Source organism: Methanosarcinales archaeon (assembly GCA_014859725.1).
Classification (GTDB): domain Archaea; phylum Halobacteriota; class Methanosarcinia; order Methanosarcinales; family Methanocomedenaceae; genus Kmv04.
In genome coordinates this window covers 1-14,736 of sequence record JACUTQ010000044.1, presented here as the reverse complement: position 1 = coordinate 14,736, position 14,736 = coordinate 1, and the positions used below count along the sequence as shown (strand labels likewise).

Below are 14,736 nucleotides of genomic sequence, written 5' to 3'. Positions count from 1 at the left end.
CATCATAATCAGTTTGGATAATGTGGAAATCAATAATGTGAGGGACCTGATAAAGGTGATGAATAAACATGCATTGGGTGACAAGGTCCGTTTGGAACTGTTCCGGGGTCAGGGAAAGGTACAGCTTGAGATTGTGCTTGAGAAAGCGCCTACTCCTAAACTTCCACCACCTGCGTAGACAGGTCCCCAGCCGATCTGATGAAGATGTAATTCGGCTTGCATATGAACACTGATATTGAAAACTATTAAAGCAATAGATAAGGAATTGCAGGATTGGGTTTAAACGGGAATGAAGGGGATGTTATAATTCTGAGGAGGATTATTTTATCTTCCACAAACCCCTTATCCAATGAGGATCGAAATCCTATGCTCGGCAGGTAAGATCTGGCAAAGAAAGCCGTGGTTGTTTGGTATTTTTATATATGTTCAAGTTTCTCCTCGATATGTGCGAGTATTCCATGGTTAGTCAGGTCTTCAAATCCGTCTATTGGTCTGGTAGAGGCTTTTACAACCACATTTAGTGGAGATCCTGAGGTGGTAAAAGCAATTGAGGAATCATCACCAGTTTTATTGGTTGCACACAAAGGATCGGTTACACTGATGTCATAATAATTTGTTCATTTTTGAAATCATCTTTGATTCTACTCAGAACTTGAGACGAAATCCTGTCTTTTTCAATAAATCGGTCAATCCAGAAGCGATACTCAACAATTATATTCTTTGAGAGGCCGCTCAGCGTCATTCCTGTTGACAGTACTTCTATGTGATACGGGCGTATCCCTTCAATATCCTTTGCTGCTGCTATCATAATTTGTTTGATTTTTTCAAGATCAGCTTCCGGTGGAAAACTAATCGGAATCCTCACCTGGATCCTGCCTGCTTTTGAATAATTGATAACCGAATTTGAGGTTAATGTGGAGTTAGGGACAGTAATCACTTTTCCATCCATTGTTTTTATCCGTGTGCTCCTGATGCTGATATCCTCAACAGTTCCCTGAACTCCTGAAATATCGATAATATCTCCTCTGTAGAACGGCTTCTCAAGCATAACAGGGATACCTGCAATAAAGTTTGATATGATCGCCTGGGAACTCAGACCGATTATCAATCCCACAATCCCAAAACTGGCTAAAAATGTGTTAATATTCAAATGAAAAACGTCAAGTATCAACACCAGACCTATAAATCCAATAAAATAAGTAATGATCTTGTTAATCCATCTTGTGACGTTAGCGGGAAGACCGGATTTTTTTCCGATCCGTGATATTATTGTTGCGATGGTTTTTGCAGTAAATGAAGCCGTGAAAATAATTATAATAACGTATCCGATCCTCTCGATAAAAACGTTAATATTATCAGCAAAAAGTGATTCGAATACCATTCTTACTAAGTATTTATCCAGAAGTGCATTAAAGTATCGTTGCCAACACACCAGATGACCCCAAAGAAAGATGATCCTGATTGAATTACCAAAACTGTTAAATTCCCACCCACCCCTTTTCAATTGAATGTTTGGCTCATATGATATCCCTTTTAACATTGAACATGAGGGGATCTCATTGTCTGTTGAGAAAGAAGATAACCTATATACCTATAAAAGGAAAGCCTTTTATGGGACTGAAGAAAAAACACTCTTGTTCGATACAGGCAAAGTACTACTCAATCCTATTGAACCCCTGAACCGACCAAAAGAGATTACTTCATTTTTGCTAGTTGAGTTCGATAAATCCATAGTTATAGGACCTGGTACATCGAAGATCATCTACATCAAATTCCCTATCGAAATAGGCGTTTTTATCTCCAACAACAAAAATTTTGAGATACTTGACGTGTTGACCCTTGTCAATCAGAAGTTCACATTATATGGCGACCCGGCCAGCGGAGTTATCTGCAAATACTGGAACAGCAGTGTGTATTCTAAGATACCGGAAACAAATCCAATTATGGAAGGTGTCATGGAAGTCAAAATCGAGAATACCACGACACGCTGGGTCGAAGTATCCAAAGCCGTGTTTAATGCCTATGATATGAGGATCTATTACAGCCATTCCCTGGTATCCATGAAGGCTAAAATGAAGATCTTAGGCGATCAAATGGCAGAAACGGTTTTCAGCAATGCACCACTCAAAGCTGGTATGACAAAATCAATTGAACTCTATAATGCTAGAAAGGTATCGGTACTGGGTCCGAAATTCCTGATGGGGGAGGGGTTATGAACCTTACTGAAATGACTCCGTTCATACAGGCCTATGAAAGCCCGATCTTCAGATTTGTTATAGTTGTCGTAACTATTATATTAGCATTTTTTGTCAGCAAGTTGGCAACATTCTATTTCAGGCGATCGTTCAGGGAGAAGATGAGCAAGGACCACCTGGAGATCGTCCTGAAGGTCATATCGTACTCGATCATTATTATTGCTATATTGTTCTTTGTGCTTCCCACCCTCAACGTACAGGAATCCAGTATACTCGTGGCCGGGAGTGTGTTCGGTCTGGTAATAGGTTTTGCAAGTCAGAGTATAGTGGGTAATCTGATATCTGGACTTTTCCTCATGATCGAGAGGCCCATAAAAGTGGGAAACCTGGTGAACATAGATGGAAATTCGGGGACTGTGGAAGATATCAGTATTATCTCCACTATCATCAGGACCTATGATGGGCTGTATGTCAGAATACCAAATGAAAAGGTGTTCACCACTACCATCACCAATTACGTGGCCAATGTGGCCAGGCGGTTCGAATATGTAGTCGGGATCCGATATGAGGACGATGCTGACCAGGCAATTGATATAATTGAGAACCTGATATCAGAAAATCCTTTTGCTTTGAAAAATCCAACACCCTCAGTGTTCGTCGATACCCTGGGTGATAATGCGGTCAATATTATAGTCAGGATTTGGGCACCTGTTACTGATTGGTATAGTGTCAAGACCGAAATGCTCTGGATCATCAAAAAGACCCTGGAAGAGAATGGAATTGAGATCGCATTCCCACAAAGAACAGTCTGGTTTGCAAACGAGCTTTCCAAGAAAGAGATCCAATAGGGAGAAGACAAATACATAGAACTATTTGATTTTCAGATAATCATATAATTATGGCACTCCGGTTGATTGAGATATTTATCCCTCCAAAAGATGAATATCGTGTACAACAGGCATTAAAGGATCGCAAGTTCCTGGATATGTGGCAGGAAAGGTTCTCAAAGGACCTGGTCAACATCAAGATACTGCTACCCACGGAAGAGACTGAAGAAGTGCTGGACCTGCTGGAAAAACATATTTCCCGGGTGGAAGGGTACCGCATATTCCTGATTCAGGTGGAAGCATCCTTACCAAGGCCAGCCCCATCCAAGGAAGAGAGACATGAGGGAGAAGAAGCCCAACCTGAACAGAAAACAAAGCAAAAAAAATCCAGGATCAGCCGCGTGGAACTGTATGCTGATATTGATGCCACCATCAAATTATCAAAGATCTTTGTCATTCTTGCCCTGCTATCTTCCGTGGTAGCGGCAGTTGGCATATTGCAGGACAATGTGGCAGTCATTATAGGCGCCATGGTCATAGCACCCCTGCTGGGTCCCAACCTGGCCCTGTCCCTTGCCACCACCCTGGGTGATGTCGATCTTGCCCGCAGTGCCTTAAAAGCAAATACTGCCGGAATTCTTGCCGTCCTTTCTTTTGCTGCCGTTATTGGCTATCTGTTAAAATTTGATCCTGATATTCCCCAGATCATATCCAGGACAAGGGTGAGTCTGGGCGATATCATTATGGCCCTGGCCGCTGGCAGTGCAGCAGCATTATCAATTACCACCGGGGTTTCCAGTGCTCTAATCGGCGTGATGGTGGCGGTGGCACTGCTTCCACCTCTGGTGGTTTTCGGCATGATGCTGGGTTCAGGGAACTGGGTATTGGCAACTGGAGCCGGAATGTTGGTGCTGGTAAATTTGATCTGTATTAACCTGGCAGGGGTTATGACCTTCTGGATTCAGGGAATTCAGCCCAGAAAGTTATGGGAAGCTGACAGGGCCATAAAAGCAACAAAGATGGCCATTATGCTGTGGACATTACTGCTAATTGCACTGGTATTAATCCTCTTTTCTCCCTTAACTCCTCATTTTTTTAACCCATAGATAACTCCATTAATTACTCCATTCATTTGTAACAATATTAACTAAAAGCTCTATAGGTGTCGATTATTTTATTTCAATGGGGCTAATAAGTCAACTTACTTGGTTAATTTTTCTATAAAATTTCTAATTTATAAGCGTAAGCTATATATACGAATGCATTAATATAACCCATATCAAATAACCCATATGATTATCATGTCAAACGTACCTCAGAAAGTTGAAAATGCCTTTGAAAAACTTCGGAAACAGTACGACTTTTATATCGAATTAAAAAATATCAACGGTCATTTCTACATTTATCAAGCAACCAGCGAATGGGATGCAAAAAAGAAAACAACCCGTAAGATTACTAACTATATTGGTAAAATCACCATTGACGGACAATTCAGAGAAAAAGGAAAAAGAAAGCGCATAAAACAATCATACAGAGAAATTTTTGAATATGGGAACGTCGCTCTAGCTCACACTTTAATTGAAGATGTTGAGAAAATCCTGTTTGAAATTGTACCTTATGGTCAGGATATAATTGCTATGGCCATCTTAAAAGCTATCGATCCAAAACCTCTGAGACTGTTGCCATCTCAATGGTCAAAGATGTATCTTTCACGCGAAATTGAAGTGAATCTTTCACCCAATCACACATCTTCCCTTCTTCATCAAATTGGTACTAATGTCTCCGATTGGTACAACTTATTTTCCAAACTTATACAAAAAAATGATCTAATTCTTTATGATCTAACAGCGATCTTCACATATTCTGAAAACATAAAGATGGCTGAAAAGGGATACAATGCCCATCATAAATTTCTGGAACAACTTGGTGTAATTATGGCATTTTCAAAAACGGAAAACCTACCGGTTGGCATTGATGTGTTCCATGGTTCAATGAAAGATATCAAAACTATAAGAGAATTTGTGAAGCGATTGCCTGCAAGAGATTTTGGTTTTATATTTGATAGAGGTTTTTCATCCTATAAACTTCTTGATGATTTAGATGCTGAAAACATAAGCTATATTGTTCCCCTTAAAAAAGATTCGAAGTATCTTGGTATTGAAAATATTCCCTGGAATGAACAATTTCTTTATCTAAAAAGACCGATCAGGGGCACTAAACTCGATAACCCACATGGATCACTTTTATGTTTTGAAGATCCTCGATTGAAAGGTGAACAAGAAGGTGCATTATTGAAAAAGCTGATTGAAGGAACTATAAGTCAGGAGGAATATGAGGTCAAAAAGAGAAGAGCTGGGATAATAGGATTAGTTTCAAACCTTAAAGAAAAATCTGTTATTGAGATTTTTGAACTTTACAAGGGAAGGGAAGAAGTTGAACTTGCATTTGATTTTATGAAAAATGAACTAGAAGCTGATAAGACTTATTTACAAGCAGATGAAGGAGTGAGAGGATATTTCTTTGTTGCATTCCTCGCTTTGAGAATCTATTTTGGAGTCCTTAAACGGTTGAGGGAAAAGGGACTGAACCACAAGATCTCAGTTAATGAAGCATTCTTTGAACTCTCAAAGATGCAGAAAATTGTGGAAAAAGGTGGACGAGATTATTTTGCTAAAGCTCCCAAGAGAGCTGAAGATATGTATGTATTATTCGAAGATATGATACCTATGGGTTAAATTTTGCGGAGTTACGGTTTCTCAAAAGGTTTGAACCACTTACCATCTTCTAATCCTGTCGATCATCATCTCGATCCAGGATTCAGCGTGCTGTTTTGGTTGTTTGATGATCAATACACTGCACTTTGATTTCTTGATGATCTTATCTGGAAGGGAGCCGAATAGAACATCATGCATGATCCACTCTGTTGACGGGCCCATTATTATGAGGTCATAGTCGGTTGCTTTGTTTAAGATGGCTTCTTCAACTGACCTTGATACTTCTATCCGGGTGTCAAATTCTCTTTCGAATAAACCAGCCGTTTTTTGCTGCATTTTTTGTGCTGATCCGACAAGGCTTTCATCCTTGACTACAGTAAAAAGAGTCATTTCCGCATCAAAGAAATTTGCAAGATTATCAGCTATCCCGATGCGGTATGCATGCTCTCCCTGACCTACCGGCACCAGGATTTTCTTTATCTCCTTAAATTCCCTGGGGAAAAATATCCCCACGTCACAATCAGCGTTCCTCATCACGATCTGGGGAATACTCTGTTTGATCTTGCCTTTGAATACACGGTCTGTACCCCCTAAAAGGATAATATTGCTCTTTCCTGTTCTTACCACGTCCAGGATTGCTTCCGGGATGTCATGGGAATGGGACACAACGGTTTTCTTTAAGACCCGAACACCGACCTTTTCCCCGGTAGAGACCGCCTTCTCGAAAATGGGCTTCGAGTTCTCAATAAATTGACTTCCCGTTTCAAGGAAGGTCTGGTGGGGGACACCGATGATATATAAGGCCACCACCTCGCTGTTCCGGGCTTTTGCCAGCCCCGCACCCATTGTGATGAGCGGTTCCACATTCTTGAGGTTAGACATGGCAACCACCACGCGGTACTCGCCCGGGGATACCTGACGGGCGATCTTCCCCTTTTCGATCTTTTCTTTTTTCACTGAATAGCCAAAATAGACCATAAAACCGATAGAGATCCATATTATTATAGCATACCATCCAACAGGGCTGTAACTGAACATGTACAGTGCCAAAAACAGCTGGGTAATTATACCAAGAATTGGAATGATCGGGAAGAACGGGATCTTGTACCCGTATTCCAGTTCTTTTCCGTATTTCCTGCGTATCACGATAACTGCCAGGTTGACCTGCAGGAACAGAAGCAGGAACATTACTGCCGAAGCGCTGGCGACATCCTCGATGGGAAGGCTCAGGGCCATGACAATGATCAGCGCTCCAGAGATGAAAAGGGCAGTATAGGGCGTCCGCTTCACAGGATGGATCCTTTTGAAGATACCGAGCAGGTTGTGATCCCGACCCATGGCAAAGGAAACCCTGGTGGATGAAAAGGTGGTAGCATTCAGGGCCGACATGGTGGAAACAAGCCCTCCCACCAGCAATAAGAATGTCCCAAAGGGCATGAACTGGCGGGCTGCTTCCACCAGGCCCAGTTCCTGGTACTGGCCAAGGTACTGCCAGGTAGGAATATCAGTATCCATGGCCCCCAATGCAACGAATGCAACAAGCAGGTAGATGGGAATGACCACGATGAGCGAAATAAAGATAGCTCTGGGAAGATTCTTCTTCGGGTTCTTGATCTCTTCTGCGGTCTGGGCAATGACCTCGTAACCTTCAAAAGCGATGAACGTGAGACCCATTGCAGCGAACACACCGCCGAATCCGTTTGGCAGGAACGGATCGAAATTTGCATAGAATTCGGGGCGGTAGTACATGGTGTGCAGCCCTGAAACAATAAATATACCCAGAATAGCGATCTTGATAATACCTATTATATTGGCTATGGCTCCTGTTTCAGAAGCACCCATATAGTTGATATAGATGAATATCAATGCAATAACTACAGCCAGGAATTTGATGAGGTTACCTTCGGAAAGCCCAAAAATTGAAATATTATAAGCATCCAGCAGCAAACCGAAATATGCCCCGAATCCCAGGGCATACAGGCTGCCGGCCACTGCGTGGGCGAACCAGCTCATCCAGCCACTTAGAAAGCCGTTGATGCTGGGCAGGGCATGTTTGACCCAGAGATACCCGCCTCCGGCCTCTGGAATTGCTGAGCTCAGCTCAGCATATGTCATGGCAGTAAAGGTAGTTACAACACCGTTTAAGAAAAATACCAGCAACAAACCCGGCCCCGCCTCTCCGGCAGCTATGCCTGTAAGGACGAATATGCCCGCCCCTATCATGGCACCGACACCGATCATGGTGGCGCTGAGCACTCCCATCTCACGGCTGAGTTCTATCTGGTCAGTCATTTACCGATGTCCTTTATTTCCTTGATCTTGGACTCTTTTTGGGAGTTTACGGCTTTTTCAGTGAACTCAGATATTAACCTGTCGATTACTTGGTTGATCTCCGCAGTTACCAGGCTTTTTTTTGCAGGATCCTTCAAATTCAGGATGAGTGAGAGTTCGGTTGTCTTCTCCCCTATGTGGGTTGTAACGATATTGGGTGCTTTTTTGAAGTAATTCTTCCATTCCTGTAAGGATTCCAGTATCGCTTTTTCGAAATCTACCACATCAATGTCTTTTTTAATGACCAATGGTAAGGTAAATTCATATCCAGATATTTGATGTTTCGTCCATGTCCCTTTTACGAACAGCACATTGGGAACAGAGACCAGATCACCATTGTCGTCCAACAGTACTGTATTAATATCAGTGATCTCTATAACCTTCCCCCGGTGCTCGTTAATAGATATTACATCCTCTACCTTATACTGCAGGTTGAAAAAGGAGTAGGATATAATGTTCTGGAGAATAGGATACGCAGAAGCTATAAAACCGATACCCGCCACCGCCAGCAGCAGGATGAGGATGTCAGTGGATATGCCAACCTGACTTATGGCAAAAATAATTCCTATAGCCCAAATAAGGAGAATAACGTACCGTTTGATACGGGTTGCAAGAAATTGTGAACTTGATTGTGTGGCTTTATTGATCAATACTTTTGAGATAGTAGCTATTATTGCAGTTATTAGTATGATAAGAAAAAAAACAAGAATTTCAATTGCAAATAAGGTTAATTGTTCCTGATCAAAAGATACCATGGACTCCTCCTATTAGGAAGCTGATTTACTTTACCTATAACTTTTCTCTCTTTATATGTCTACTTCTTTCAAATATTTTCCTGTCTTATGATGTTCTAAGGTTTTCAAATAGGTAAATAGAACGTGATATTTTAAATAAATGGGCTGTTTTCCCTCCAGTAAGGTCTTTTTCGATCTTATTTCTTATGTCCCAATATTTTTCAGGTGCAATATTGAAGCGTATGACAGCAATCCCGATATCAGTCCCTTGTAGAAAACTATTGATCTGCCTGCAGTCATAAGGGACTTTCCCGATAAGTTGAAAAGTGTTCTTGAAAAACGGTGAGTCAATAAGAATATCTGAAGTTAATAATTTTCGTTTTGCATCAATTTGTACCATTTCTAAAGGTTGTTTCAATTCCAGAACCAGCTCCCCCAACAATCCAGCCTTCACAACCGCTGGATCTGGCTCAAAAGCGTACGTCTTTGGTTCATCAATTTCTGCGATTTCAGGTAATTGTGATTTGTCCTCTGATTCTAATTTATGGAATGCAGTCTCCTCCAGCACCACTGCCGAGCGCTCACACTGTTTTAACGGCCCTAAATAGAGGGTAAGTCTGTTTAATTTCCCATCCACACTGATATATTCCCGCTCGCAATCGAAATCTATGCGTTCGGGAGGCATCTGGGGGGGTGCTTCAAAGGCGAATTTATCAGTAATATCCTTGTAGACATCCAGCACCATAGGTATACCTGGCCTCAGACTGTCTGTCTGCCTTACGGTTTCAGCAGCAGGCCTGGCCGGGTCGCTGAAGATTATATCAGCATCAGTCACCTGTTCTACGATTTGAGTTGAAAGGGCATTCCCTTCGATAAAGGTGATATTACCGAAATTGTACAGGCTGTCGTTCTTTTGTGCACATTGTAATTTATCCCCCGCAATGTCCACCCCATAGACCTTCTGGCATTCCCTGGCAAAAAAAATGGTCTGGCCCCCGATCCCGCAGCTTATATCGGCCAGTATACTGGTGTGTAATCTTCCGGCCCTGTATCGTGCCACGATCTCGGGAGTGGCAAATCTAAGGCCATCACCGCATGTGTAAATGGGTTTGCTGAATTTGGGGCTGCTTATTTTTTCCATTTGATCCTCTATTTAATGTGAAATGGTTTAGTTGTTACCTAAGTTTGAAACTTCGAACTTCTTTCTTTTTGAGAATGTCTTCTATTTTGTAAGGAAAAACTATTTGACAGTTTAATAAATTCTAATTAGTAAAAAATAAAAAATATGGCGTTTTAATTAGAAGTATCCTAATTTAAACGCACAGGTAAACTTTATTTATATAAAGTTTCGAATTAAAATCTCTTTGGTTTATGACTTTGGTAGCAATCTCTGCAGTACACCGGTCTATCTGGATCGGGTGCAAAAGGCACTTCAGTTTCTTCACCACAGTCTGCGCAAGTTGCTTTATGCATTTCACGTGGACCACTTGGTCTGAAGCCACCTCTATCGCCACTACCGCCACTACCGCCTCTTCCGCCACGGAAACCGCCGCCGCCGCCTCTTCTATCGTTCATATTTTATCTCCTTTATTTTGTTGTTTTATGCAATTTTAAGCCAGGACTGTAATTGCGAATTTACGCATGACTCTTCAATCTTACTATTAACCGATCTCCAACTTTCGTGCCTGGCTTAAAAAACCACAAACCCTGGATATGGGCTATTAAATCTCCTATATGGTAATGTCCTCGATTGTGACATCGTGAAACGCACCTGTTGGAAGCATTTTCATCTTGTTGTGTATGCAATAAATTCCTCTGATTATTCAATCAATTAACCTAAAATAAGCGCATATAAACGAGTTATCCCCGCTCGACATGTAATTTTGATAAGCTAACTGTTAAGTGTAGGTATAATTTATTTGTATTTATAATCTTGGTCATTTAAGAGCAGTCAAAAGTAAGCAATTTAAGATGTGTAAAAATATGTATACTTTTAGTGTGAAGATTTTTTGATTTGGAGTTTTGGTTAACATATCTATGGCCAAATTAAAAGACTGTTTTTTGTTGTCACAACCTCGGACGTCAATAATGCTCAATTAGAAAATAATCATAATTCAAATTCTTCAATGAAACCTAAGATCAATTTATATTTTTCAAGATATTTGAAACCTTTATCAGTCAAAGTTAAGAACTTCTTTCCCTTCTCATCAATAATCTCTTTGAGTAAACCTTTTTCCAATAATTCATTTAAATATTCAGAAAAACTTTGTGATGATAAATTTGAATATCTTAATAGAGGTGTAGGCTTTATGGAATTATTGTGATGTCTGATAATCTTCAATATATCATAAATCACTTCCAAGCGATCCCTTTTACGCTTTATCTGGTCCATTTAGCCACCCTACGATAGATTATTCCAATCACTACAACCGATATAATCTGAAATACTGTCTGAATTTCAAATGGAATAAATCTTCTTGGACCCAATGCGATTAGATTGACTATCCAGAACAGGAAAAATAAAATATATAACATATAAAGCCGGGAGATCTTTCCAGATTTGCTTATGATATAGTAAGCTATGATTATTGATGTAAAAATGAGCAATACTGCCTGTGCCAGTGTTAAAATAGACGAAGATCTCGAAAAAAATGCAATACCGGATATCAGAAGTGCAATGACATTAAATATTAAAAAAATATGTTTGATCTGCAGCTTCTTCCAGAGTATGCTATATGTCAATGAAAGAATTGCCATTGTGCTGAAGTATCCGATAAGAACCAGAGGAAAATTTCCGAACATATATCTTGGAAAATCAAGATCAAATGTTACTCCCATCAATTTTATTAAAACAAATATGAATCTGGAAATATAAGCAAATCCGAAAAAAAGGAAGGTTAATCTAAAATAATTTATCCCTTCATGATTTGTCAGATCATAGATTTCTTTGGTTTTATAATAAATGGTAAAGCAAAGAAATACAACAATAAGTGTGTAGGAAAGCTCTACAACCAATCTGGTGGGATCGATCAGATGAAACGGTGGCATATATACTACTATTCTTCCTGAACATAAATAATAAAAGTGGACGTAAAGTGTACATTTTACCTTCTTTTTGCTTATAAAGATGTTCTGATAATATAGTAATTTGAGGTGATAAAATTGAATAAAATTAGTATATTGAGTGTCCTGGCAGTGATGGTGCTTGTGTTTTCAATAGGAGCAGCATCAGCTTTCAGAGGAAATTTCTTTGGAATGGATCCTGAAAGCAGGGAAGATGTGGTGAATGCCATTGAAGCAAAAGACTACGATGCCTGGAAAGCAGTGATGTCAGACAGATTGACAGAGGAAAACTTCAATGAGCGTGTAGCAAAGCATACAGCAAGGGCTGAAATGCGAGAGCTAAGAGAGGCCAAGATACAGGCTATAGAGGCTGGAGACTATGAAGCCTTTAAGGTAGCAGCAGAGAACTGGCCAATGCTATCAAAGATCCAGAATGAGGACGACTTTGAATTACTTGTTCAGCTTCATCAGGCAAAGCAGGATGGAGATTACGAAACAGTAGAAGAGCTTAGAGAACAGCTTGGCATGCTTGGCGGATTTGGCCAACATAAAATGTCTGGACAATTTGGAAGATAAAGGGTGATATAATCATCCTTTTTCTTTTTTTTTATTTTCAACTTAAAACTAAAACCAACGTGACCGCCGCAGGCGGATTGTCTCATCATCAAAAAGTTACTGTTGACTAAAGTGACTATGTACATCAGTCTATATTAGGCAAAAGTGATTATGTCCATAGGTCAATATTAGACAAAAGCGACCGATTGACTTTTAAATATATGACACATAACCAACAATATGGAAAAAGAAAAAATAATCGAGATCCTTGACGAATGGAACTTCTGGTCACATACTCCTGACTGTGGGATCTTGAGGGAATGGTATCTTCATCAATTTGAAGAAATGATAACAACAAAACAGGTTGTTGTTATAACTGGAGTCAGGCGGTCAGGGAAATCTACCCTGATGAAACAATATATTAAAAGAATGATCGATAAAGGAGAGGACAAAAGGAATTTCCTTTATTTGAATTTTGAAGAGCCAAAATTCATTGACGAGTTGTCGGTTGAGTTTCTAATTGATGCATTTGATGCATATCTGGAGATCGTACAGCCAACCATAACTCCCAATCTATTCCTTGATGAGATCCAGCACATTGAAGGCTGGGAGCGTTTTGTGCGCGCACTGCATGAGAAGGGGAGCGCAAACATCTTCGTATCTGGCTCGTCTGCAAAGTTACTAAGCAAGGAACTTGGCACTGCACTTACAGGCAGGCATGTTGATATCCATGTGTTTCCGCTGACGTTCAGGGAGTTTCTGGAATTCAACGACCTGAAATTGGAGACAAAGCTGGATATTGTGACAAATAAGTTGAAGATCAGGCAGATGATGCGAAACTATCTTTCATCCGGCGGATTCCCCCTTGTTGTCCTGCTGGACGGCAAAACCGATATCCTGCGCGAATATTTTAATGATGTGATCATCCGGGACATCGCTGAGCGGCACAAGGTCACAAAAATTGATAAATTACGAAGTCTTGCGAAATACTATTTGACCAATGTCGGAGCTCCTGCATCTTTTCGGAAAATAGCAAACTTCACAGGAATAAGCCCGAACAGTGTTGAGAGGTATTCCGATCATCTCAGCAATGCTTATATGATCTTTTTCGTGAAGAGATTTTCATATTCACTCAAGGAACAGGAAGTAAATCCACGCAAGGTCTATGCCATCGACCAGGGACTACGCAATACTGTGAGCTTCAAGTTCAGTGAAGACTTAGGCAAACTTTATGAGAACACGGTATTCCTGAAATTATACAGAGCAGATGGGGATGTTTATTATTTCAGAGGCAAGAATGAGTGCGACTTTGTGACAAAGAGGGGGGAAGAAGTTACACAAGCCATACAGGTCTGCTATTCCCTGACAGAGCAAAACAGAAAGCGCGAGGTTGCAGGTTTGCTTGAAGCTATGGATGAGTTCGAATTAAGTGAGGGCACGATAATCACGGATGATGTGGAGACTGTTGAAATGCATGGTGATAAGAGTGTTAGGTTTGTGGCTTTGTGGAAATGGTTGTTGGAGTGATAATAAATGAAACCTTTTGAAGGCTTGTTGGGAAACAATTGTGAATTGAGAATGCTTGAATACCTCTTACTGCTGGACGGAATGGATTTCAATATTACTGAATTGGCAGAAGAAGTAGGAGTTTCAAGAGTAACTGCCACCCGAATCGCAAAAAAGTTTGTTAAATGGGGTATTCTGAACTCAGAGAAAAGGGCTAATGCTGCATATTACAGCATTGATCTAGAATCACCGATCGTGAAAAATATTGAACAGCTCAACAATATCCTCATCGAAACCGTTTTGGGTGATGAAAAACTGTATGAAATTCATGATTATTTGGAGGCGCAAAAACCTCACGTTTTAACCGACGTTGAAAAACCAAATGTCAATGAGGCACTTTTGCCCAACAGTGACCGATTGACCTTTCAATCCAAGCGAATGCAACATAATCCTGAACGACAACGGAACTATTGAAAGGCACGGCGGCAGGTGTGTTAGGTTCGTGGCTTTGTGAAAATGGTTGCTGGATTAAAATGTTTAATTTTTGACGATAGGGGTTGTTTGTAATAAATCCCCTCTTCGGACTCGCACTTTTTTTGTTTATGAACAACTTCCTTCAACAATCTTGATCTCCTCATCAAAGCGCACTTCATTAGTCATCGGTTAAGGAGTTTGACTGGCTCGATACGTATCGTTTTCCAAAGAACCAATGATTTTTTATGATTAACCAATTTAGTTTAAATAGAACACAGATGACACGGATTAGAGCCGAATAAGAAAGAGCGATTACTCGCTCTCCCTCTTCTAAGAA

General features: G+C 40.5%; 16 protein-coding genes. 9 read left to right on the top strand and 7 right to left on the bottom strand.

Features of this window, described 5'->3' with window-relative positions:
* On the top strand, window positions 1-178 hold a 178-nt coding region (locus IBX40_05505; GenBank protein ID MBE0523775.1), incomplete at its 5' end, for a PDZ domain-containing protein.
* A 238-nt stretch (window positions 179-416) separates the two neighbouring features.
* On the opposite strand, the gene IBX40_05500 is transcribed toward IBX40_05505, so the two are convergent.
* A complete protein-coding gene (locus IBX40_05500) occupies window positions 417-584 on the bottom strand; it encodes a hypothetical protein (protein ID MBE0523774.1) in 168 nt (55 codons plus the stop codon).
* An 8-nt stretch (window positions 585-592) separates the two neighbouring features.
* Window positions 593-1,381: a mechanosensitive ion channel family protein gene (locus IBX40_05495; protein ID MBE0523773.1), complete on the bottom strand. Its 789-nt coding sequence runs from the start codon at window positions 1,379-1,381 to the stop codon at window positions 593-595.
* 127 nt (window positions 1,382-1,508) lie between these two features.
* On the opposite strand from IBX40_05495, the gene IBX40_05490 reads away from it, so the two are divergent.
* From IBX40_05490 to IBX40_05475, 4 genes are all read left to right on the top strand, one after another.
* Window positions 1,509-2,216, top strand: a complete 708-nt coding sequence (locus tag IBX40_05490) for a DUF432 domain-containing protein (protein ID MBE0523772.1) — start codon at window positions 1,509-1,511, stop codon at window positions 2,214-2,216.
* Window positions 2,213-3,043: a mechanosensitive ion channel family protein gene (locus tag IBX40_05485; GenBank protein ID MBE0523771.1), complete on the top strand. Its 831-nt coding sequence runs from the start codon at window positions 2,213-2,215 to the stop codon at window positions 3,041-3,043. Before IBX40_05490 ends, IBX40_05485 begins: the two co-directional genes overlap by 4 nt.
* A 50-nt stretch (window positions 3,044-3,093) precedes the next feature.
* Complete coding sequence (locus IBX40_05480) at window positions 3,094-4,128, top strand: TIGR00341 family protein (GenBank protein ID MBE0523770.1); 1,035 nt, start codon at window positions 3,094-3,096, stop codon at window positions 4,126-4,128.
* A 195-nt stretch (window positions 4,129-4,323) separates the two neighbouring features.
* Window positions 4,324-5,757: a transposase gene (locus IBX40_05475; protein ID MBE0523769.1), complete on the top strand. Its 1,434-nt coding sequence runs from the start codon at window positions 4,324-4,326 to the stop codon at window positions 5,755-5,757.
* Between the two features lie 39 nt (window positions 5,758-5,796).
* On the opposite strand, the gene IBX40_05470 is transcribed toward IBX40_05475, so the two are convergent.
* The 5 genes from IBX40_05470 to IBX40_05450 form a co-directional block, all read right to left on the bottom strand.
* On the bottom strand, window positions 5,797-8,028 hold the full coding sequence (locus IBX40_05470) for an amino acid permease (GenBank protein MBE0523768.1): 2,232 nt from the start codon (window positions 8,026-8,028) through the stop codon (window positions 5,797-5,799).
* Window positions 8,025-8,822, bottom strand: coding sequence for a mechanosensitive ion channel (locus IBX40_05465; GenBank protein ID MBE0523767.1), 798 nt, complete (start codon window positions 8,820-8,822; stop codon window positions 8,025-8,027). Before IBX40_05465 ends, IBX40_05470 begins: the two co-directional genes overlap by 4 nt.
* 85 nt (window positions 8,823-8,907) lie before the next feature.
* Window positions 8,908-9,942 (bottom strand): methyltransferase domain-containing protein, encoded by a 1,035-nt coding sequence (locus tag IBX40_05460; protein ID MBE0523766.1) that lies wholly within the window; start codon window positions 9,940-9,942, stop codon window positions 8,908-8,910.
* A gap of 212 nt (window positions 9,943-10,154) precedes the next feature.
* The gene (locus IBX40_05455) at window positions 10,155-10,376 is read right to left on the bottom strand and encodes a hypothetical protein (protein MBE0523765.1); all 222 of its coding nucleotides are present in this window, start codon (window positions 10,374-10,376) and stop codon (window positions 10,155-10,157) included.
* Window positions 10,377-10,908: 532 nt separating this feature from the next.
* Window positions 10,909-11,193: a winged helix DNA-binding protein gene (locus IBX40_05450; protein MBE0523764.1), complete on the bottom strand. Its 285-nt coding sequence runs from the start codon at window positions 11,191-11,193 to the stop codon at window positions 10,909-10,911.
* A gap of 189 nt (window positions 11,194-11,382) precedes the next feature.
* On the opposite strand from IBX40_05450, the gene IBX40_05445 reads away from it, so the two are divergent.
* The 4 genes from IBX40_05445 (at window position 11,383) to IBX40_05430 (ending at window position 14,399) form a co-directional block, all read left to right on the top strand.
* The gene (locus IBX40_05445) at window positions 11,383-11,676 is read left to right on the top strand and encodes a hypothetical protein (protein ID MBE0523763.1); all 294 of its coding nucleotides are present in this window, start codon (window positions 11,383-11,385) and stop codon (window positions 11,674-11,676) included.
* A 287-nt stretch (window positions 11,677-11,963) separates the two neighbouring features.
* Window positions 11,964-12,440 carry a hypothetical protein gene (locus IBX40_05440; protein ID MBE0523762.1) on the top strand — a complete coding sequence of 159 codons (477 nt, stop codon included), beginning with the start codon at window positions 11,964-11,966 and terminating at the stop codon, window positions 12,438-12,440.
* A 219-nt stretch (window positions 12,441-12,659) separates the two neighbouring features.
* Window positions 12,660-13,946 carry an ATP-binding protein gene (locus IBX40_05435; GenBank protein ID MBE0523761.1) on the top strand — a complete coding sequence of 429 codons (1,287 nt, stop codon included), beginning with the start codon at window positions 12,660-12,662 and terminating at the stop codon, window positions 13,944-13,946.
* A 6-nt stretch (window positions 13,947-13,952) separates the two neighbouring features.
* The gene (locus IBX40_05430; GenBank protein ID MBE0523760.1) at window positions 13,953-14,399 is read left to right on the top strand and encodes a winged helix-turn-helix transcriptional regulator; all 447 of its coding nucleotides are present in this window, start codon (window positions 13,953-13,955) and stop codon (window positions 14,397-14,399) included.
* Window positions 14,400-14,736 lie beyond the last annotated feature (337 nt).